At 63.6% G+C, this 19,583-nt stretch carries 19 protein-coding genes; 15 read left to right on the top strand and 4 right to left on the bottom strand.

What is annotated here, in order from left to right:
- Positions 1 to 119: 119 nt before the first annotated feature.
- The 8 genes from CAER_RS0125080 to preA all read left to right on the top strand — a co-directional run bounded on the left by CAER_RS0125080 (position 120) and on the right by preA (position 8,100).
- Entirely contained in the window at positions 120 to 1,529 is a 1,410-nt protein-coding gene (locus tag CAER_RS0125080) for a UbiA family prenyltransferase (protein ID WP_027237941.1), read from the top strand.
- A complete protein-coding gene (locus tag CAER_RS0125075) occupies positions 1,526 to 1,945 on the top strand; it encodes a GtrA family protein (RefSeq protein WP_027237940.1) in 420 nt (139 codons plus the stop codon). The genes CAER_RS0125080 and CAER_RS0125075 overlap by 4 nt, the downstream gene beginning before the upstream one ends.
- Entirely contained in the window at positions 1,942 to 3,270 is a 1,329-nt protein-coding gene (locus CAER_RS0125070; protein WP_027237939.1) for an FAD-binding oxidoreductase, read from the top strand. The genes CAER_RS0125075 and CAER_RS0125070 overlap by 4 nt, the downstream gene beginning before the upstream one ends.
- Entirely contained in the window at positions 3,267 to 4,004 is a 738-nt protein-coding gene (locus tag CAER_RS0125065) for an SDR family oxidoreductase (protein WP_027237938.1), read from the top strand. Before CAER_RS0125070 ends, CAER_RS0125065 begins: the two co-directional genes overlap by 4 nt.
- A gap of 119 nt (positions 4,005 to 4,123) precedes the next feature.
- Complete coding sequence (locus tag CAER_RS0125060; protein ID WP_027237937.1) at positions 4,124 to 4,522, top strand: RidA family protein; 399 nt, start codon at positions 4,124 to 4,126, stop codon at positions 4,520 to 4,522.
- An 88-nt stretch (positions 4,523 to 4,610) separates the two neighbouring features.
- Positions 4,611 to 5,252 carry a cupin domain-containing protein gene (locus CAER_RS0125055; protein ID WP_027237936.1) on the top strand — a complete coding sequence of 214 codons (642 nt, stop codon included), beginning with the start codon at positions 4,611 to 4,613 and terminating at the stop codon, positions 5,250 to 5,252.
- A 155-nt stretch (positions 5,253 to 5,407) separates the two neighbouring features.
- Positions 5,408 to 6,742, top strand: coding sequence for an NAD(P)-dependent oxidoreductase (locus CAER_RS0125050; protein ID WP_027237935.1), 1,335 nt, complete (start codon positions 5,408 to 5,410; stop codon positions 6,740 to 6,742).
- A 53-nt stretch (positions 6,743 to 6,795) separates the two neighbouring features.
- Positions 6,796 to 8,100, top strand: a complete 1,305-nt coding sequence (gene preA, locus CAER_RS0125045; RefSeq protein WP_027237934.1) for an NAD-dependent dihydropyrimidine dehydrogenase subunit PreA — start codon at positions 6,796 to 6,798, stop codon at positions 8,098 to 8,100.
- A gap of 90 nt (positions 8,101 to 8,190) precedes the next feature.
- On the opposite strand, the gene CAER_RS0125040 is transcribed toward preA, so the two are convergent.
- A complete protein-coding gene (locus CAER_RS0125040) occupies positions 8,191 to 8,805 on the bottom strand; it encodes a TetR family transcriptional regulator C-terminal domain-containing protein (protein WP_027237933.1) in 615 nt (204 codons plus the stop codon).
- 268 nt (positions 8,806 to 9,073) lie between these two features.
- Here CAER_RS0125040 and CAER_RS0125035 point away from each other — a divergent pair, with 268 nt between their 5' ends.
- From CAER_RS0125035 to CAER_RS28530, 7 genes are all read left to right on the top strand, one after another.
- Positions 9,074 to 10,324 carry a Zn-dependent hydrolase gene (locus CAER_RS0125035; protein ID WP_027237932.1) on the top strand — a complete coding sequence of 417 codons (1,251 nt, stop codon included), beginning with the start codon at positions 9,074 to 9,076 and terminating at the stop codon, positions 10,322 to 10,324.
- A gap of 129 nt (positions 10,325 to 10,453) precedes the next feature.
- Entirely contained in the window at positions 10,454 to 11,908 is a 1,455-nt protein-coding gene (gene hydA / locus CAER_RS0125030) for a dihydropyrimidinase (protein WP_027237931.1), read from the top strand.
- Between the two features lie 60 nt (positions 11,909 to 11,968).
- Positions 11,969 to 12,808 (top strand): ABC transporter ATP-binding protein, encoded by an 840-nt coding sequence (locus CAER_RS0125025; RefSeq protein ID WP_027237930.1) that lies wholly within the window; start codon positions 11,969 to 11,971, stop codon positions 12,806 to 12,808.
- 99 nt (positions 12,809 to 12,907) lie between these two features.
- Entirely contained in the window at positions 12,908 to 13,825 is a 918-nt protein-coding gene (locus tag CAER_RS0125020; RefSeq protein ID WP_027237929.1) for an ABC transporter permease, read from the top strand.
- A gap of 85 nt (positions 13,826 to 13,910) precedes the next feature.
- On the top strand, positions 13,911 to 14,756 hold the full coding sequence (locus tag CAER_RS0125015; RefSeq protein ID WP_027237928.1) for an ABC transporter permease: 846 nt from the start codon (positions 13,911 to 13,913) through the stop codon (positions 14,754 to 14,756).
- Positions 14,757 to 14,905: 149 nt separating this feature from the next.
- On the top strand, positions 14,906 to 15,892 hold the full coding sequence (locus tag CAER_RS0125010; RefSeq protein WP_027237927.1) for an ABC transporter substrate-binding protein: 987 nt from the start codon (positions 14,906 to 14,908) through the stop codon (positions 15,890 to 15,892).
- Between the two features lie 296 nt (positions 15,893 to 16,188).
- Entirely contained in the window at positions 16,189 to 16,995 is an 807-nt protein-coding gene (locus CAER_RS28530) for an ATP-binding protein (RefSeq protein ID WP_245597426.1), read from the top strand.
- A 30-nt stretch (positions 16,996 to 17,025) separates the two neighbouring features.
- On the opposite strand, the gene CAER_RS0125000 is transcribed toward CAER_RS28530, so the two are convergent.
- The 3 genes from CAER_RS0125000 to CAER_RS0124990 all read right to left on the bottom strand — a co-directional run bounded on the left by CAER_RS0125000 (position 17,026) and on the right by CAER_RS0124990 (position 19,531).
- Positions 17,026 to 17,526, bottom strand: a complete 501-nt coding sequence (locus CAER_RS0125000) for a flavin reductase family protein (protein ID WP_027237926.1) — start codon at positions 17,524 to 17,526, stop codon at positions 17,026 to 17,028.
- Positions 17,527 to 17,600: 74 nt separating this feature from the next.
- Positions 17,601 to 19,010, bottom strand: a complete 1,410-nt coding sequence (locus tag CAER_RS0124995; protein WP_027237925.1) for a 3'-5' exonuclease — start codon at positions 19,008 to 19,010, stop codon at positions 17,601 to 17,603.
- Between the two features lie 2 nt (positions 19,011 to 19,012).
- Complete coding sequence (locus CAER_RS0124990; protein WP_027237924.1) at positions 19,013 to 19,531, bottom strand: hypothetical protein; 519 nt, start codon at positions 19,529 to 19,531, stop codon at positions 19,013 to 19,015.
- Positions 19,532 to 19,583: the final 52 nt, after the last annotated feature.

Below are 19,583 nucleotides of genomic sequence, written 5' to 3'. Positions count from 1 at the left end.
CCCAGTTGGCACCTAGCCAACAAGCGGAGCCGCTGGTACAAGCGGGGCAGGGACCAAAACCATCTTCCGGTTGACTTCATTTGACGAAAAATTCTTCGCTTCCGGCCGGGCAGCCCGGCGTGCTTGCCGTCGACCTGGATGGCACCCTGCTGCGCAGCAACATTCTGTATGAAAGCTTCTGGTCTTCCTTCGGGCGCGACTGGAAAAGCCCCTTTTCAGCGGCGGTTGCGCTGCTGAACGGCCGGGCGGCGCTGAAGCGGCACCTGGCTGGAACCTCGCGCATTGACGCGGCCAGCCTGCCTTATGATCCGGCGGTGATGGCGTATGTCCGGGACTGGCGGCAGCGGGGCGGCCAGACCGCGCTGGTCACCGCCAGCGACCAGTCCATCGCCGATCAGATCGCCGGCCATCTGGACCTGTTTGACGAGGTGCATGGCTCCAGCGGCACCGAAAACCTCAAAGGCCCGGTCAAGGCGGACTTCCTGCAAAGCCGGTTCGGGGCGGGCGGCTTTGCCTATATGGGAGATTCCGCTGCCGACCTGCCGGTCTGGCAGCTGGCGGCCAAGGCCGTCACCGTGAATGCCGCCCCGGCGCTGCGCCGGAAGGCAGAGCAAGCCGCCTCCGACACCGAACATCTGGAAACGGCGGAGCCCGCGCTGGCCGCGTATATCAAGGCGCTGCGGCCGCACCAGTGGCTGAAGAACATCCTGGTCTTCCTGCCGATGCTGGCCGCGCATCAACTGGACCTGACCACCCTGGTGCAATCGTTGCTGGCCTTCCTGTCGTTTAGCCTGATTGCCTCCAGCGTCTATGTGGTGAATGACCTTTTGGACCTCAACGCCGACCGCGCCCATCCGCGCAAGCGGTTCCGGCCCTTTGCCGCGGGCCGCATCCCGATTGAGCACGGCAGCTGGATGGCGGCGGCGCTGTTTCTGGGCGGTTTGGCGGCGGCGCTGCCGCTGGGCCTGCTGTTTGTTGGGATCATCCTGCTTTATTACGCGATGACAACGGCTTATTCGTTGCATTTCAAGCGGTTGATCGTGATGGACATCTGCCTGCTGGCCGGGCTTTACACTATCCGCATCGCGGCAGGCGCCGCCGCCACGGGGATTTCGCTGTCGGTATGGCTGCTGGCGTTTTCGATCTTTTTCTTCTTCTCGCTAGCCGCGGTGAAACGGCAGGCAGAGCTGGTCGACAGTGCCAAGCGCCAGCAGCTGACCGCCAAGGGGCGCGGCTACCACGTGAACGATCTGCCGGTGATCTCGATGATCGCCATCGCTGCGGGTTATGTCTCAGTGCTGGTTCTGGCGCTCTACCTCAACTCGCCTGCTGTGGCCGCGCTTTATACCACGCCGCAGGGGTTGTGGGGGATCTGCTGTGTGCTGCTCTATTGGATCACCAATACGGTGATGCTGGCCCACCGGGGGCAGATGCAGGACGACCCGGTGGTCTATGCGGCGCGCGACCGCGGCAGCCAGCTGTGCTTCCTGATCGCCCTGTCCTTTGCGGTCTGGAGCAGCGCGATATGACCCTGCAACAGCTCCTGGTCCGCTACACCGCCTTTGCGGCGGCTGCCACTGCGGTCAACCTCGCCACCCAGCGCGCGGTGTTGCAGCTGGGGGAGACCGGCGTATTTTTCACTGCCGCGATGGCTGCAGGCACCTTGGCCGGGCTGGTGGTCAAATACCTGCTCGACAAGCGCTGGATCTTTTTTGACCAGCAGGGCGGCCTGAAACACCAGGGCCGGACATTCCTGCTGTATTCGCTGATGGGCGTGGCGACCACGGCAGTGTTCTGGATCACCGAGACGCTGTTCTGGCTCACCTTTGGCACCGATGCGGCGCGCGAGGCCGGGGCGGTCCTGGGGCTGGTGGTCGGTTACATGGTGAAATACCAGCTTGACCGGCAATTCGTTTTCACTCGCCGCGCGGCGGAGGCGGAATGAGGGGGCTTTCCGGCTGGGGAAACTACCCGGTGTCGCAGGCGCAGCTGCTTGCGCCGCGCAGCGAAGCTGAGCTGAAACGGCTGATCACCGAAAGCCCCTCCGTCATCGCCCGCGGCAATGGCCGCGCCTATGGCGACAGCGCGGTTGGCGTCCCGACCACCCTGCATATGCGCCATTTCAACAAGATGATTTCCTTCGATGCCACGACTGGCCTGCTGGTGGCAGAAGGCGGCGTGCTGCTGGGCGATGTCATCTCTGCCTTCCTGCCACGCGGCTGGTTCCCGGCGGTGGTGCCGGGCACCAAGTTCGTGACCCTGGGCGGCGCGATTGCCGCGGATGTGCATGGCAAGAACCACCACAAGGACGGCAGTTTCCGCAGCTGCCTGGACTGGGTCGAGGTGATGGGGCCGGACGGAACGGTCCGCCGCTGTTCTGCCCGGGAGAACAGCGAACTGTTCAACTGGACTGCGGGCGGCATGGGGCTCACAGGCGTGATCCTGCGCGCCGCCATCCGCCTGCGGCGTGTACCCTCCGCCTGGATCCGGCAACAGACAACACCGGCTGCAAACCTCGACGCGGCCATCGAAATCTTCGAACGCTCCGCCGATGCGACCTATTCCGTGGCCTGGATCGACTGTCTGGCGGGCGGGGACAAGCTGGGCCGGTCCCTGGTCATGCTGGGGGAACATGCCGGGCTGCAGGACTTGAGCTATGCCCAGGCGGCGCAGCCCTTTGCCATTCCTCGCGCCAGCAGACGCACTGTACCGCCGGTGTTTCCGTCCTTTGCCCTAAACCGCTTCAGTGTTCGCGCCTTCAATGCCGCCTATTACTGGGCCGGGGCGCGCAAGGCCGGGCGGCAGATCACCGGTTATGACAGCTTCTTCTTTCCGCTTGATGCGCTCTTGGGCTGGAACCGGATCTACGGGCGCAAGGGCTTTGCCCAGTTTCAATGCGTGCTGCCGCTGGATAGCGCGCGGGCAGGCTTGCGTGCCTTGCTCAAGGCAATCTCTGCCGCCGGGCAGGGGTCCTTCCTGGCGGTGCTCAAACGGCTGGGGCCGCAGGACAGCCCGTTCTCCTTCCCGATGGAGGGCTACACGCTGGCGCTGGACTTCCCGGTCAACCGCCGCAGCCTGCAGCTGATGCAGGACCTCGACCGCATCACCATTGCCCACGGCGGCCGCTTTTATCTGGCCAAGGACAGCCGGATGAGCCGGGACACGCTGCGCGCCGCCGACCCCAGGGCCGCAGAGTACGCCGGGATGCGGCAAATGTCCGGGCTGCACCCCTCCTTTCAGTCCGCCCAGTCGCAAAGGCTCTCGCTATGACCAAATCCCCCGTTCTGATCCTTGGCGCCCGGTCCGACATCGGCCTGGCGGTGGCCCACGCCTATGCCGCGCAAGGCCACCCGGTGCATCTGGCCGCCCGCAATGCGGGCAGTCTGGAAACCCGGAAGACCGACCTGGAGCTGCGCCACAGCGTGCCGGTCACCTTGCATGAATTCGACGCCTTGGAGCTGGAGGATCACGAACGCTTTGCCGATGCTCTGCCGGAGCTGCCGGGCATTGCCGTCTCCGCCATCGGCTTCATGGGGGAGCAGGGCGAAAGCGAAAACAGCCCCGCCGCCGCGGTTCAAGTGCTGCGCAGCAATTTCGAAGGCCCAGCCAGCATTCTGGCGGTTCTGGCCAGCCGGTTCGAACAGCGCGGCTCCGGCACGCTGGTCGGGATCAGCTCGGTCGCCGGAGACCGCGGCCGCGCCACCAATTATGTCTATGGCTCCGCCAAGGCCGGCTTCACCGCCTTTCTGTCCGGTTTGCGCAACCGGCTGGCCCGCAAGGGCGTGCATGTGGTCACTGTGCTGCCGGGCTTTGTCGCCACGCAAATGACCGAGGGCATGGACCTGCCGGAAAAGCTGACAGCCCAGCCCGAGGAGGTCGCCCGCGCCATTACCGATGCCACTGCCAAGCAGAAAAGCGTCGTTTATGTGCGGCCTGTCTGGCGGCTGATCATGCTGATCATCCGCAACATTCCGGAAGGCGTTTTCAAGAAGATGAGCATCTGACCCGGGCACGAACCAGGCGGCAATTCGGGGTTGCTTCAGGCTTATAAGTTTTAAGCTTGAAATAAATCCCGCTGCGGCGCTATTGTCAGCAGCAGGCGTTATCAGCAAAGGAGCCCCCCATGCCGGCCATCAGTGTGCATCCCGAAGGGTGGAAGCCCGCCAAAGGCTATGCCAACGGCATGATTGCAGAGGGCAAGCAGCTGTTTGTCGGCGGCCAGATCGGCTGGACTGCTGATCAGGTGTTTGAGGCGCAGGATTTCATCGGCCAGATGAGCCAGGCGCTGCGCAACATCCTGGAAGTGGTCGAGGCCGCGGGCGGCACCGCCCAGGACATCACCCGGCTGACCTGGTTCGTGACTGACAAGGCGGAATACCTTGCCCACCAGGCAGAGGTCGGCAAGGCCTACCGCGCGGTGATGGGCTATCACTTCCCGGCGATGACCATGGTTGTCGTGTCCGCGCTGGTTGAGGATGAGGCCAAGGTTGAGATCGAAGCCACCGCCGTGCTGCCCGGCTAAGCCTTCGGATTAAGCACGGTTTCGTGAGCACTCTTCCCTCTGCTTGGGTCAGCGGCCACATTGCTTGGCGCAGTCAGGGGAGAGAGACATGCGTATCAATGCCGACTTCACCAAACGCGCCGCGGTGCATTTCGAGGACACGCCCTGGGTGCCCAGCCCGGCACCGGGCGTAGAGCGCAAGATGCTTGACCGTATCGGCGAGGAAGTTGCCCGCGCCACCACCATCGTCCGCTTTGCGCCGGGGTCGGCGTTTGACCCGCATGTGCACGACGGCGGCGAGGAGTTTCTGGTGCTGGACGGCGTGTTTCAGGACGAGCATGGCGATTTCCCCGCAGGCTCCTATGTCCGCAACCCGCCCACCACCAGCCACACGCCCGCCGCGGCAGAGGGCGCGGTAATCCTGGTTAAGCTGCATCAGTTCGACCCCGCAGACCGCACCGAGGTCAAAATCCGCACCGATGACGGCGCCGCGCAGCAGCAGCTGTTTCAGGATGCGGTTGAGACGGTGACGCTGCAAACCTGGGCTCCCGATCAGGAAGTCAGCCTGGACGCACCCGGCGGGCTGGAGGTCTTTGTGGTCGAGGGCAGCTACAGCGAAAGCGGCGAGCAATTCTCCCGCTGGGACTGGCTGCGCCTGCCGCCCGGCAGCCGGTTTGACGCCGTAACCGGCCCGGATGGCGCCAAGGTCTGGATGAAAAGTGGTCACCTTGCACAAATGTCCGCTAAATAGGCACCGGTTCTTTTTAATTTGGAATCATGTTCTTGCATGCCGCTCCGGCTAGGGGCGGCATAATTTTTGCGGCTCTCAAAAATTTTACCAGTTGATAAAAAATGAGACTGTGGCACTCTGATATTCAGAACAACAGAAAATCAGGGAGACACCCAATGGCGACCAGCCATCAGGCATCCGGTATTCAGGCGGCGCGGCTTGACGCTGCCGGGATCGCTGAGAATTTCTCGGACTTGCACCCGCCCTATGACGCGCATGAGGCCGCCGTGGCAGCCGACCGCTGCTATTTCTGCTACGACGCGCCCTGCATGACGGCCTGTCCGACCAGCATCGACATCCCCCAATTCATCCGGGAGATCCAGGCAGGCCACCCGGAAAGCGCGGCCCGCACCATTCTGGAGCAGAACATCCTGGGCGGCATGTGCGCCCGGGTCTGCCCGACCGAAACCCTTTGTGAAGAGGTCTGCGTGCGCGAAACGGCAGAGGGCAAGCCGGTCGAGATCGGCCGCCTGCAGCGTTATGCCACCGACACGCTGATGGAAAAGGACGAGCATCCCTTCACCCGCGCTGCCGCCACCGGCAAGAAGGTGGCCGTGGTGGGGGCGGGTCCTGCGGGCCTGTCTGCGGCGCACCGGCTGGCCATGCTGGGCCATAACGTGGTGGTCTATGACGCCAAGACCAAGGCTGGCGGGCTCAACGAATTCGGGATTGCAGCGTATAAGACCACCAACGACTTTGCGCAGCGCGAGGTCGACTGGCTGCTGCAGATCGGCGGCATCACTATGGATTACGGCAAGAAGCTGGGCGAGGACCTGTCGCTTGATGCGCTGAAGCAGGCTTATGACGCGGTGTTCCTCTCCATCGGCCTGGCCGGGGTCAATGCCCTGCGTGCGCCGGGTGAGGATATGGAGGGTGTCCGCGACGCGGTGGAGTTCATCGCTGAGCTGCGCCAGGCCGACGACCTGACGGCGCTGCCGGTGGGCCGCAATGTGGTGGTGATCGGCGGCGGCATGACCGCGGTTGATGCCGCTGTGCAGTCGAAGCTGCTGGGTGCCGAAAACGTCACCATCGCCTACCGCCGCAGCCGCGAGGAGATGGGCGCAAGCCGGTTCGAACAGGATCTGGCGGCCTCTAAAGGCGTCAAGCTGATGTTCAACGTGATGCCGGTTGCGGTGCACGGCAACGGCGCAGCGGCCGAGATCGAATTGGAGTATACTCAGGTCACGGACGGCAAGGTCTCCGGCACTGGCGAGACCGTGCGCTTGGCCGCGGATCAAGTGTTCAAGGCGATCGGCCAGACCTTGGAAGGCCAGCCCGATGCGCTGGCGCTGGAAGGCCGCAAGATCAAGGTCGACGCCAGCGGGCGCACCTCTGTCGCAGGCGTCTGGGCCGGGGGCGACTGCGCCTCGGGCGGCGAGGACCTTACCGTGACTGCCGTGGCTGAGGGCCGCGACGCGGCAATGGACATTCACTCCAGCCTGATGGGCTGAGCCAGCTCCAGCGCAGTCCGTTGCGCTGAGCTAGCCTTAAGAGGAGAGATCAAATGGCTGATCTGACAACAGAATTTCTGGGGATCAAATCCCCCAACCCGTTCTGGCTGGCCTCTGCGCCGCCGACCGACAAGGAATACAACGTCCGCCGCGCCTTTGAGGCCGGGTGGGGCGGCGTGGTCTGGAAAACCCTCGGCTCCGAAGGCCCGCCGGTGGTCAACGTGAACGGCCCGCGCTATGGCGCGATCTGGGGCGCCGACCGCCGCCTGTTGGGGCTCAACAACATTGAGCTGATTACTGACCGGCCGTTGCAGACCAACCTGGAGGAAATCACCCGGGTCAAGAAAGACTACCCGGACCGTGCCGTGATCGTATCAATCATGGTGCCCTGCGAGGAGCAGGCCTGGAAAGACATCCTGCCGCAGGTGGAGGCTACCGGCGCCGACGGGATCGAGCTGAACTTCGGCTGCCCGCATGGCATGGCCGAACGCGGTATGGGTTCTGCCGTGGGGCAGGTGCCGGAATACATCCAGATGGTCACCGAGTGGTGCAAGAAATACTACTCCAAGCCGGTGATCGTGAAGCTGACACCGAACATCACCGACATCCGCCACCCGGCCCGCGCGGCCAATGCGGGCAACGCCGATGCGGTCAGCCTGATCAACACCATCAACTCTATCACCTCGGTGGACCTCGACAGCATGGCGCCGGAGCCGACCATCGGCGGCAAGGGCACCCACGGCGGCTATTGCGGTCCGGCGGTGAAGCCGATTGCGCTGAACATGGTCGCTGAAATCGCCCGCGACGCCCAAACCCGCGGCCTGCCGATTTCCGCCATCGGCGGCGTCACCACCTGGCGCGACGCAGCAGAGTTCATGGCGTTGGGCGCAGGCAACGTGCAGGTCTGCACCGCTGCGATGACTTATGGCTTCAACGTGGTGAAGGAGATGATCTCGGGCCTCTCGAACTGGATGGATGAGAAGGGCTACACCTCCACTCAGGACTTCATCGGCATGGCGGTGCCGAATGTGACCGACTGGCAGTATCTGGACCTGAACTATGTCACCAAGGCAAAGATCAGCCAGGACGATTGCATTAAATGCGGCCGCTGCTATGCCGCCTGCGAGGACACCTCGCACCAGGCGATTGCGATGAGCGAGGACCGTGTTTTCACGGTCAAGGACGACGAATGCGTCGCCTGCAACCTCTGTGTGAATGTCTGCCCGGTGGAGGGCTGCATCACCATGGAAGAAGTTCCGGCGGGACAGATCGACGAACGCACCGGTGAGGTGGTCTCAGACGAATACGCCAACTGGACCACGCATCCGAACAATCCGTCGGCCACTGCGGCGGAGTAAGGAAAAGGCGCCCTATGCAGGGCGCGTGCCTTCGGTTGGGAAATTTGGAGCAAGAGGAAAAGGCGGTCTGCAGGGGCCGCCTTTTTCGACTCAGCTTTCGGGCGTAAGCATCCGGCGGTACAGGGTTTCCAGATAATCTGGCGCGGCGTCAAACGGGTCTTCTTCCCCCATCAGCATGCGCACTTGGGCGTCGAAATCCGCGTAATGCTGGGTCAGCGACCATATCGAAAACAGCAGATGCTTAGGATGCGCCCGGTTGATCCGTCCGGCATCCATCCACTCCTGCAGCAGCTGCGTCTTTTCCTCCACCAGCACCTTGAGGTCGGTGGCGATCACCTCGCGCAGCCGCGGTGCCCCCTGCACGATCTCATTGGCATAAAGCCGGCTTTCGCGCGGGAAATCACGGCTCATCTGCAGCTTGCGCTGCACATAGGCGAGAATTTCCTCCAGCGGCTCACCCTCAGGGTTCAGGCTGCGCAACGGATCCAGCCAGGTGTCCAGCAGCCCTGTCATCAGCTCGTTGAAAATCGCTTCCTTGGAGGGGAAGTAATAGAGCAGGTTCGGTTTCGACAGCCCGGCCGCCTTGGCGATCTGGTCCACGGTGGAGCCGCGGAATCCGTGGCTGGAAAACACGTCCAGCGCCGCCTCAAGGATGGCGGCGCGATTCTTTTTCTGAATGCGGGTGGGCGCGCGGTCTGCGGGCATGGTCGTCCTTGTCTGGTTTTGCCGCCTTGGGCCGGCGAAAGCACGGAATTTCACCTGTTTCCGGCAAAGGGGCCGTTTTTTGCAAGGGTCCTGCGGCAATTTCTTGACTGGTGGTGAACCCGTGATAGCGTGAGTTTGACCAGTTGGTCAAATCAATGTCCGGACTGCGAACAGGCCGGCTTGATAAACGGCCAGCATTCAAAGCCACCTAACACGGCGCCAAGCCGGAAAGCCCGCAAAGACGGGCGCTCAGGGAAGGAAGCTCTTGATGACGTCGCTTGGACAGAATCTGAATATCAATGGTGACAGGCTGTGGGACAGCCTGATGGAGATGGCCAAGATCGGCCCCGGCGTTGCAGGCGGCAACAACCGCCAGACGCTGACGGACGAGGACGGCGAGGGCCGCGCGCTGTTTCAGAAGTGGTGCGAGGAGGCGGGCTGCACCATGGGGCTCGACCAGATGGGCAACATGTTTGCAATGCGCGCGGGCACCGACCCGGATGCGCTGCCGGTCTATGTCGGCTCGCACCTCGATACCCAGCCCACCGGCGGTAAATATGACGGGGTGCTGGGGGTGCTGGCGGGGCTGGAGCTGATCCGCTCGCTCAACGACATGAATATCAAGACCAAGCACCCGATCGTGGCCACAAACTTCACCAATGAGGAGGGTACCCGCTATGCGCCGGCGATGCTGTCGTCGGGCGTGTTTGCCGGTGTGCATACCCAGGACTGGGCCTATGACCGGGAAGATGCCGAGGGCAAGAAGTTCGGTGACGAGCTGAAGCGGATCGGCTGGCGCGGCGAGGAGGAAACCGGCGCCCGCAAGATGCACGCCTTCTTTGAACTGCACATCGAACAGGGACCGATCCTGGAGTCAGAGGGCAAGGACATCGGCGTCGTGACCCACGGCCAGGGCCTGAGCTGGACCCAGGTGACGATCACCGGCAAGGACGCACACACCGGCTCCACCCCGATGCCGATGCGCCGCAATGCGGGCCTGGCGATGGCGCGGATCCTGGAGGAAGTGGACGCAATCGCCTGGAGCCATGCTCCCCATGCGGTGGGCGCGGCGGGCCATATCGACGTCTATCCGAACTCGCGCAATGTGATCCCGGGCAAGGTGGTCTTCACTGTCGATTTCCGCAGCCCGGAACTGGACGTGATCACTGACATGGAAAACCGCTTGCGCGAGAAAGGCACCGGGATCGCCGAGACAATGGGGGTGGAGATCGAGTTCGAGAAGGTCGGCGGCTTTGACCCCGTAGCCTTTGACGAGGGGTGCGTGACTGCGGTGCGCAACGCGGCGGAGCGGCTGGGGTATTCGCACCTTGATATCATCTCTGGCGCGGGCCACGACGCCTGCTGGATCAACCGTGTGGCGCCGACCGCCATGGTGATGTGCCCCTGTGTTGATGGCCTCAGCCACAACGAGGCCGAGGAGATCAGCAAGGACTGGGCCGAGGCGGGCGCCAATGTGCTGTTCCACGCGGTGGTGGAGACGGCGGAGATCGTTGAGTAAGGGGCGCTGCCCCCCGCGGCCCCTTGGGCCGCTCCCCCGGGATACTTTCCGGCCAGATGAACAAGGGAGCTTGTTCTTCAAGAATAATTGGAGGCGTGAAAATACGCCCCGCTTCAGGGAGTTGCAACCATGAATAAAGTTATCAGAAACGGCACCATCGTGACCGCCGATCTGACCTACAAAGCGGATGTGCTGATCGAAAACGGGGTGATCACCCAGATCGGCCCGAACCTGAAAGGCGACGAGGAGCTGGACGCCACCGGCTGTTATGTGATGCCTGGCGGGATTGACCCGCATACTCACTTGGAGATGCCCTTTATGGGCACTTACAGCTCGGACGACTTTGAGTCCGGTACCCGCGCGGGCCTCGCGGGCGGCACCACCATGGTGGTGGATTTTGCGCTGCCCAACCCGGGCGAGAGCCTGCTGGACGCGCTGAAACGCTGGGACAACAAGTCGACCCGCGCCAACTGCGACTACTCCTTCCACATGGCGGTGACCTGGTGGGGTGAGCAGGTCTTTGATGACATCAAGACTGTGATCCAGGAGCGCGGCATCAACACCTTCAAGCATTTCATGGCCTACAAAGGCGCGCTGATGGTGAATGATGACGAGCTGTATGCCTCGTTCAAACGCCTGTCGGAACTGGGCGGCATTGCCATGGTGCATGCCGAGAACGGCGACGTTGTGGCGGAGTTGCAGGCCAAGCTGCTGGCTGAGGGCAACACAGGCCCTGAAGCGCACGCCTATTCCCGCCCGCCGCAGGTGGAGGGTGAGGCGACCAACCGCGCCATCATGATTGCCGATATGGCGGGCGTGCCGCTGTATGTCGTGCATACCTCCTGCGAGGAAAGCCACGAGGCGATCCGCCGTGCCCGGATGCAGGGCAAGCGGGTCTGGGGCGAGCCCTTGATCCAGCATCTGACCCTGGATGAGAGCGAATATTTCAACAAGGACTGGGACCACGCCGCCCGCCGGGTGATGTCACCGCCGTTCCGCAACAAGCAGCATCAGGACAGCCTCTGGGCCGGTCTGCAGTCGGGCTCGCTGTCGGTTGTGGCCACCGATCACTGCGCCTTTACCACAGAGCAGAAGCGTACCGGCGTGGGGGACTTCACCAAGATCCCGAACGGCACCGGCGGCCTGGAAGACCGGATGCCGATGCTGTGGACACATGGTGTGGGAACCGGCCGCCTGACCCCGAATGAGTTTGTGGCCGTCACTTCTACCAACATCGCCAAGATCCTGAATTGCTATCCGAAAAAGGGCGCGGTTCTGGTGGGTGCCGATGCCGACCTGGTGGTCTGGGACCCGGAGAAACGCAAGACGATTTCGGCGGATAGTCAGCAGTCCGCGATCGACTACAATGTGTTCGAGGGGCATGAGGTGAAGGGCCTGCCGCGCTTTACCCTGACCCGCGGCCATGTGGCGGTGCATGACGGTGAAATCAAGTGCCAGGAGGGCCACGGCAAGTTCGTCTCGCGGGAGGCCAACGCATCGGTGAACAAGGCGCTGTCGACCTGGAAGGAACTGACGGCGCCGCGCCCGGTGGAGCGCACCGGGATCCCGGCAACAGGCGTGTAAATCAGGAGCGGGCTGCCGGAAACGGCGGCCCGTTTTCCTGTGTGAAATCAAGGCGAAGATATGAATATGGAACCGACCACCCAGGCAATCCGCCCCGAGGCCGCCGCGTCCGCACCTGCCCCCGCAGACTGCGTGATCGAGGCCCGGAACCTGGACCTGACATTCCAGACCAACGACGGTCCGGTGCACGCACTGAAGGATGTGAGCCTGCAGATCAACAAAGGCGATTTTGTCTCCTTCATCGGGCCGTCAGGCTGCGGCAAGACGACTTTTTTGCGCTGTATCGCGGCGCTGGAAACCCCGACCGGCGGCAGCCTGAGCGTCAATGGTATGACCCCGGATAAGGCGCGGCGCAACCGGGCCTATGGCTATGTGTTTCAAGCGGCGGGGCTGTACCCGTGGCGCACCATCGCCAAGAACATCAAGCTGCCGCTGGAGATCATGGGATATTCCAAGGCGGAGCAGGAGAAGCGCGTTAACCAGGTCCTGGAACTTGTTGAATTGACAGGCTTTGGCGGTAAGTTTCCTTGGCAGCTGTCGGGTGGGATGCAGCAGCGGGCTTCCATCGCGCGGGCGTTGGCGTTTGATGCCGATATCCTGTTGATGGATGAACCTTTCGGGGCGCTGGACGAGATCGTGCGCGACCACCTGAACGAGCAGCTTTTGAAGCTTTGGGCGCGGACCAACAAGACCATCGGCTTTGTCACCCACTCGATTCCGGAGGCGGTGTATCTGTCCACCAAGATCGTGGTGATGTCGCCCAGACCCGGCCGCATACATGACGTGATCGACAGCACCTTGCCCAAGGAGCGGCCGCTGGATATCCGTGACAGCCCGGAGTTCATCGAAATCGCCCACCGGGTGCGCGAGGGGCTGCGGGCGGGGCATGGCGATGACTGAGTTCGCCAGCACGACCCGCCGGAATTGGGGGCTGCCATGCGTGCACCCCCTGTACACCCCCTGTGCACCGGGCGGCTGCCGTTTGCGGAGGGCGCGGGTATGAAAAGCCTTGTTGCCGTTCTCACCGTTGTCGCCGCGATCATCGCCCTTTGGTATGCGGCCTGCGTGCCGATGAACATCAAGGGCGTGCTGGATCAGGCAGAGCGGGCAGGGGTGGAAGTGACCCCGGCCACCGCCAAGGCGCGCCGGGATATGAGCGAGATCGGGCTGGTGGCGACGAACAGCTTTGCCATCAGCCTGACCTGGGTGCAGGAGCGCCCGCGGCTGCCCGCACCGCATCAGGTGGCGGTCGAGCTGTGGGAAACCACGGTGGAGAAGAAGATCACTTCCAAGCGCAGTCTGGTCTATCACGCGCAGGTGACACTGTCGGCGACGCTGCTGGGCTTTGCCATTGGCACCGGGCTTGGCATCCTGCTGGCGGTGGGGATCGTGCATTCGCGCGTCATGGACATGTCGGTGATGCCCTGGGCGATTGTCAGCCAGACCATCCCGATCATCGCGCTGGCGCCGATGATCATCGTGGTGCTCTATTCCATCGGGGTGCAGGGCATCATTCCCAAGGCGGTGATCTCCGCCTACCTCAGCTTCTTCCCGGTTGTTGTCGGCATGGTAAAGGGCCTGCGGGCGCCGGATGCGATGCAGCTGGATCTCTTGAAGACCTACAACGCCAATACCTCGCAAGGGTTCTGGAAACTGCGGCTGCCGTCCTCGATGCCCTATCTGTTTGCATCGCTGAAAATCGGCATTGCGGCATCGCTGGTTGGGGCCATCGTGGGTGAGCTGCCGACCGGTGCGGTTGCGGGGCTGGGCGCGCGGCTGCTGGCGGGCAGCTATTACGGGCAAACGGTGCAGATCTGGTCGGCGCTGTTTGCGGCGGCGATCCTGGCGGCGGCGCTGGTGGCCTTGCTGGGCTTGATCGAGAAGCTTGTCTTGAGCCGGATGGGGGTGCGGGCATGATCGATGTTTGGAGTGACGGCTCTGCCCTCGCCGCTCTGCGGCTCACCCGGGATATTTCTGGCCAGATGAAGAGGGGGATCCTGTCATGCTGATGGTGGTGCTTGCCGTGCTTGTCTGGTGCCTGGGGTGGTGGCTGAACAGCCGATTGGCCAATAGCCCGGCGTCGAAAACCCGGGCCGTGCAGCTGCTGGTGCCGGCCATTTTCGGCATTACCGTGCTGCTGGTCTGGGAACTGCTGGTGCGCGGGCTGGAGGTGTCCCTGGTGATCCTGCCGGCGCCGTCGGTTATTGCGGCGCGCTTTGCCTCCAGTCTGCCGATCCTGTGGGACGATTTTGCCCAGACCATCCTGAAGGGCGCGTTGGGCGGCTATGTGATCGGGTGCGGTGCGGCATTTCTGACTGCGATCCTGGTGGACCGCAGCGATTTCCTGCGCCGCGGGCTGCTGCCGGTGGGGAACTTTGTCGCCGCGCTGCCGATTGTGGGCACCGCGCCGATCCTGGTGATGTGGTTCGGGTTCGACTGGCAGTCCAAGGCCGCCGTTGTCGTGGTCATGGTGTTCTTTCCGATGCTGGTGAACACGGTGGCGGGCCTGCGCGAGACCTCGGCCATGCAGCGCGATCTGATGCAGACGTATGCGGCGAGTTACTGGCAGAGCTTTTTCAAGCTGCGGTTGCCGGCGGCGCTGCCGTTTGTGTTCAACGGCCTCAAGATCTCCACCACCCTGGCGCTGATCGGCGCGATTGTGGCGGAATTCTTTGGCTCGCCCACGGTCGGCATGGGCTTCCGCATTTCCACCAGCGTCGGCCAGCTGGCGCTGGACATGGTCTGGGCCGAGATCGTGGTGGCGGCGCTGGCGGGATCGGCCTTTTACGGGCTGGTCGCGCTGATTGAGAAGAGCTTCACCTTCTGGCACCCGTCTCAGCGGGGCTGACAGGAAGACGCCGTCCCGCCAGGCGCGGGGCGGTTTCGCCGGAAATTTGCGCGGGGCGCCCGCAAGGGCAGGCCTGATAAAGAAAAAACTTTGAACGAATGGTCAAACCCGGGCAAGCTTCACATCATAATCAATAGGGAGAAAAAGACATGAAACATATTTTGACTGCGGCGGCTTTGGCGCTGGGGGCAACCGGGGCGGCGCAGGCGGCGGATGATGTGACGCTGCAGCTGAAATGGGTGACCCAGGCGCAGTTTGCCGGATATTACGTGGCGCTGGACAAGGGGTTCTACGAAGAAGAGGACCTGAATGTCACCATCCTGCCGGGCGGTCCGGATATTGCGCCGACCCAGGTGATCGCAGGCGGCGGTGCTGATGTGACGGTGGAATGGATGCCCGCGGCGCTGGCGGCCCGTGAAAAGGGGCTGCCGCTGGTCAATATCGCCCAGCCGTTCAAATCCTCCGGCATGATGCTGACCTGCTGGAAGGATGCCGGCATCGAAAGCCCGGAGGACTTGAAGAACCGCACCCTGGGGGTCTGGTTCTTTGGCAATGAATTCCCCTTTATGAGCTGGATGAGCCAGCTGGGCATCGGCACCGATGGCAAGGGTGAAAACAGTGTCGAGGTGCTGAAGCAGGGGTTCAATGTCGACCCGCTGCTGCAGCGCCAGGCGGACTGCATTTCGACCATGACCTATAATGAATACTGGCAGGTCATCGACGCAGGCGTGTCGCCGGATGAGCTGGTCACCTTCAAGTATGAGGATCAGGGCGTCGCGACGCTGGAGGATGGTCTTTATGTGCTGGAAGAGAACCTCGAGAACCCTGAGTTCACTGACAAGATGGAACGGTTCGTGCGGGCCTCGATGAAGGGCTGGAAATATGCGGAGGAGAACCCGGACGAAGCGGCGGAGATCGTGCTCGACAACGATGCCTCCGGCGCCCAGACCGAAACACACCAGAAGCGGATGATGGGCGAGATCGCCAAGCTGACCGCAGGAAGCAATGGCGCGCTGGATCCGGCCGATTATGAGCGCACGGTGGAAACGCTGATGGGTGGAGGCTCCGATCCGGTGATCACCAAGCAGCCGGAAGGCGCCTGGACACACGCCATCACCGATGCGGCTTTGAAATAAGCCGTCTCGCCGGCTGACAGGAAAAGCCCAGGCCCGCCGGATTTTACCCGGCGGGCCGTTTTTGTTTTGAGGGAAATTTTGTAAAGTTTTCGGCAAATCTGCCTGGAGAGCGATTTACTCGCTTTAGGAGAATATTTTTGTGCTAGCCTCTCCCAATGGGAGAGATGCACGCTCATATCCCTCAGGGGCAGAGGCCAGACGGACACCCGCCGCAGTACGTGTGCTTCTGCCGCCGGCCCCAGATCCCTGATTGCAATGCGCGCCATGCCCCGCGCGGGCGGCCGGCGCTGCTGGATGTGGCCAGCAGCAGCTGCGAACTGCCGCTGGCTTCCTGGTGCGAGGGGGCGCACCAGCGCAAGCATGAAACCGGCCGCCCCCAGGTCCTGGTCCTGTATGAGACGGAGCCGGTTTCCCTGGCAGCGGCAGCGCCGCGGCGGGAGGCGGAGGGCGCGGCAGACGTGATCCCGGTTCTGGTCTGCTGCCTGGAGAGGATCGGCCACGCCGACCTTCTGCACGCGCTGGCCTGCGGCTTTGACGTCATTCACCTGCAGGCCTGTCCCGGCTCCGCCGGCGGTGCGCACCAGCAGCAGGTGGAGCTGGCGCGGGTGCTGGGCGGGCTGGGCCGCATCCTGCTGTTCGAGGACGCCGGCACCCTGGCGCAGCGGCTGCAGGCGGGGATCTTTCCGTTTCCGTCGCTGGCGCCCGGCGTGCTGGCGGTCGGCAGCCGCAGGGACACCGCGCGCGCCAGCGCCGCGGCGCTGCTGCCGGCCAAAACGGGTATCATCGCGCTGCCGGAGCAGGCGCCCTATGGGGCGGTCAGCCTGGACGAAAGCTGCTGCACCCATTGCAGCAGCTGCGTCTGGGTCTGCCCCTCGGATGCGCTGAGCCTGACGGAAAACGGCGGCGCGCTGAGCTTTGTGGAATCCTTGTGCTTTCAATGCGGACTGTGCGTTTCGATCTGCCCGCAGCGGGCATTGCAGATGGAACCCGGGATGGATCTGACCGCGTCGGCGGTGCTGCCGCAGCTGCTGACGGGAGAAGAGGGCCGGCGTGAGACGGAACCGGGGCACACTGGTTTGCCGCCAAATCTGCCCGCGGGGTAGCTGCACCGGCCTCAGGGCGGCAAGCGGCGCTCAGCTCTGCTCCAGGAAACCGCCGTACTGGCCGCGCTTGAAGATCAGCCCCTTGCCGGGCCGGGTGGTCACGCTGGCCACCTCGCCAATGATGATGGTGTGATCGCCTGCGGGATGGGCAGCAAAACGGCGGCAGTCGAAACGGGCAATCACCCCTGCCAGCGCCGGTGCCCCCTGGGCGTTGACCTGCCACGCGGCGGCACTGAAGTCCTCGCCGTTGGCGGCGAAATGCTTGGCCAGGTCCAGCTGGTCCTCTGCCATCACGTGAATGGCGAAATGCTCTGCCGCGGCAAAGGCGTCATGGCGCAGCGAAGCCTTGGCCGGGCACCACAGCAGCAGCGGCGGCTCAAGCGAAACGGAGGTGAAGCTGTTGACGGTGATCGCCAGCGGGCCGCGCGCGGTCTGGGTGGTGACAACCGTCACCCCGGTGCCGAAGCAGCCGAGCGCATCGCGGTAGGCCCGGGCGGTATCCGGCCCGGGGATGAAGCTGGTGTCGGCCATGTCGCGCGCCTTTTGTTCGTTCCGGCCAGTGACCTGCCACGCATGGGCGTGATTGTCTACCCAGGGTCAGGACACTAGTTCATGTCCTCGATGAGGCGTCCGTGCTTGCGGGTCTCCTCGATCACCGCGCCAAAGGTGCTGAGGCCGCGCGCTTCCAGCATCGGCAGCATCTTGCAGAACACCTCTGCCGTGGCCTGGGCATCCCCCATGGCGGTGTGGCGCAGGGCAGGCGGGATGGTCACCTCCAGCCGCTCGCACAGCGCGTCCAGCGTGTGGCCTTGCGAGGCGCCGAACAGCACCGCGCTCAGCAGCACGGTGTCCAGGATCGGCTGATCCCAGCTGACTCCCGCGCGTTTGGCGTGGCGGCGCAGAAAGGCCATGTCGAAGGGCGCGTTATGAGCGACGATGACCGCGTCCGAGGCAAACCGGTGGAAGCCGCGGGCGGCCTCGCCGATGTCAGGCGCGCCTTGGACCATGGCATCGCTGACCCCGTGCACCTTGGTGGAGGCAGCGGGGATCGGCGTGCCGGGATTGACCAGCGTTTCGAACTGCTCGCCTTCGATTATCCTGTTGCGCACCACCCGCAGCGCGCCGATCTGCACGATCTCGTCCTTGTGCGGCAGCAGTCCGGTGGTTTCAGTATCGAACACCACATAGCTGAGGTGTGAAAGCTTGCGGTTGTCCAGCTCCGCATGCTCGGTCTCCAGCAGGGCAAAATCGTAAACCAGCGGACGCGAGTCATCGGGGGCGAGGCCCGCATGGGCGCCTTCAAACAAGATGATATAGCCGGGCGCGCCGCCCAGCGGTTTCAGCCGCAGATCAAACACCTGGCTGCCGCTCGCGCTTTTGACTTCGGCCTGAACCTCCATGCCGCTGCGCACCAGCCGTCCGTAAGCGGCCTCCAGCCCGGTTTGGTCCAGGTAGTCGGACAGCGGCGCATTGAGCCGCGGCGGCGCTTCCTGCGCCAGCACCGCGGCGGCCTGGCCGTCATACAGCACGATCTGATGTGCGGGGCTGGCCATTACGGTGGCGATGGGAATGTCCGTCAGCAGCGCCGCCAGGCGGGCTTTCTCCGCCTCCAGATGCTCGGTTTCGCGGGCAATCGCCTCGGCTGCGGACAGGGCCGAGTCGCCCAGTTGGCCCGCCAGCCCCTGGGCGGCTGCGGCGAGATCGCCCAGGTAGCGGGCCCCGTGTGTGTCCAGCTCCTTGTTCACCCCGGCATGTGCCCGGGCGCGCATCCCAGCTGCCAGCCGTTCGATCGGCTTGGCGACGTTCTCGTCGAACAGCAGCCAGACCCCGGCACAGAGCCCGAGCATGGCAAAGCTGCTGAGGAGGCCGGAGAAAATGAAGGCATCGGTCAGACCGGGCTGGCCTGCGCGGGTGTAGCCAAGCCACAGCGCGCCGCCGGTGACGGCAATGCCACCAAGCGCCAGCAGGCAGAAGAACAGAAAGATCCGAAGACGCAGGCTGAGGCGTGACAGCATCTTTACCCTCCGCAGGCAGTCGTCAAAAGCGCGTCATCGGGCCCGCCGGCAATCCAGTCGAGCCCCTTGGGCAGGCTGTTGCCGGAAAAGACGACGTTGCTGGCCACCAGTGCCCGCCGCCACTTTCCGCAGTCCAGCACGGCAGGCCGCCTGCTGACAGGCGCCCAGCGGCCAAAGAAATAGACCTCAGCAAGATAAACCTGCGGATGCGCCTCGTGGCTTTTCATGGTGGCGGTGTCGATGGCGGCAAAGCGGTCCACGTAAGGCACGGCATAGGTCCAGGGCCGGTAGAAGCTCTGCTTTTCAACGGTTTCCGCAACCTCCAGCCCTTCGGGAAGGGCCGCTTTGGTGCGTCCGTACCAGCCGTATTCCGAGGCGATGGTCACGCCGATCATCGCAAGGCCCGCCGCCACCGGCGCCATCCAGCGGGGCAGCCGTCCCTTCAGCGTCCGGTTCAGCAGCATCACCACGCCCGCCGCAGCAATGCCTGCAAAAATCACCGCAATCAGTTCCAGAAACATATGCTCTCCCTGCTGGCCCCCGGCCTGTTCATCTTTCTCAAAATACTCGCGC

Origin of the sequence: Leisingera caerulea DSM 24564 (assembly GCF_000473325.1) — a bacterium.
GTDB classification, from domain to species: Bacteria; Pseudomonadota; Alphaproteobacteria; order Rhodobacterales; family Rhodobacteraceae; genus Leisingera; species Leisingera caerulea.
The sequence above is the reverse complement of the archived record's forward strand: the minus strand, read 5'-3'. Positions and strand labels throughout refer to the sequence as shown.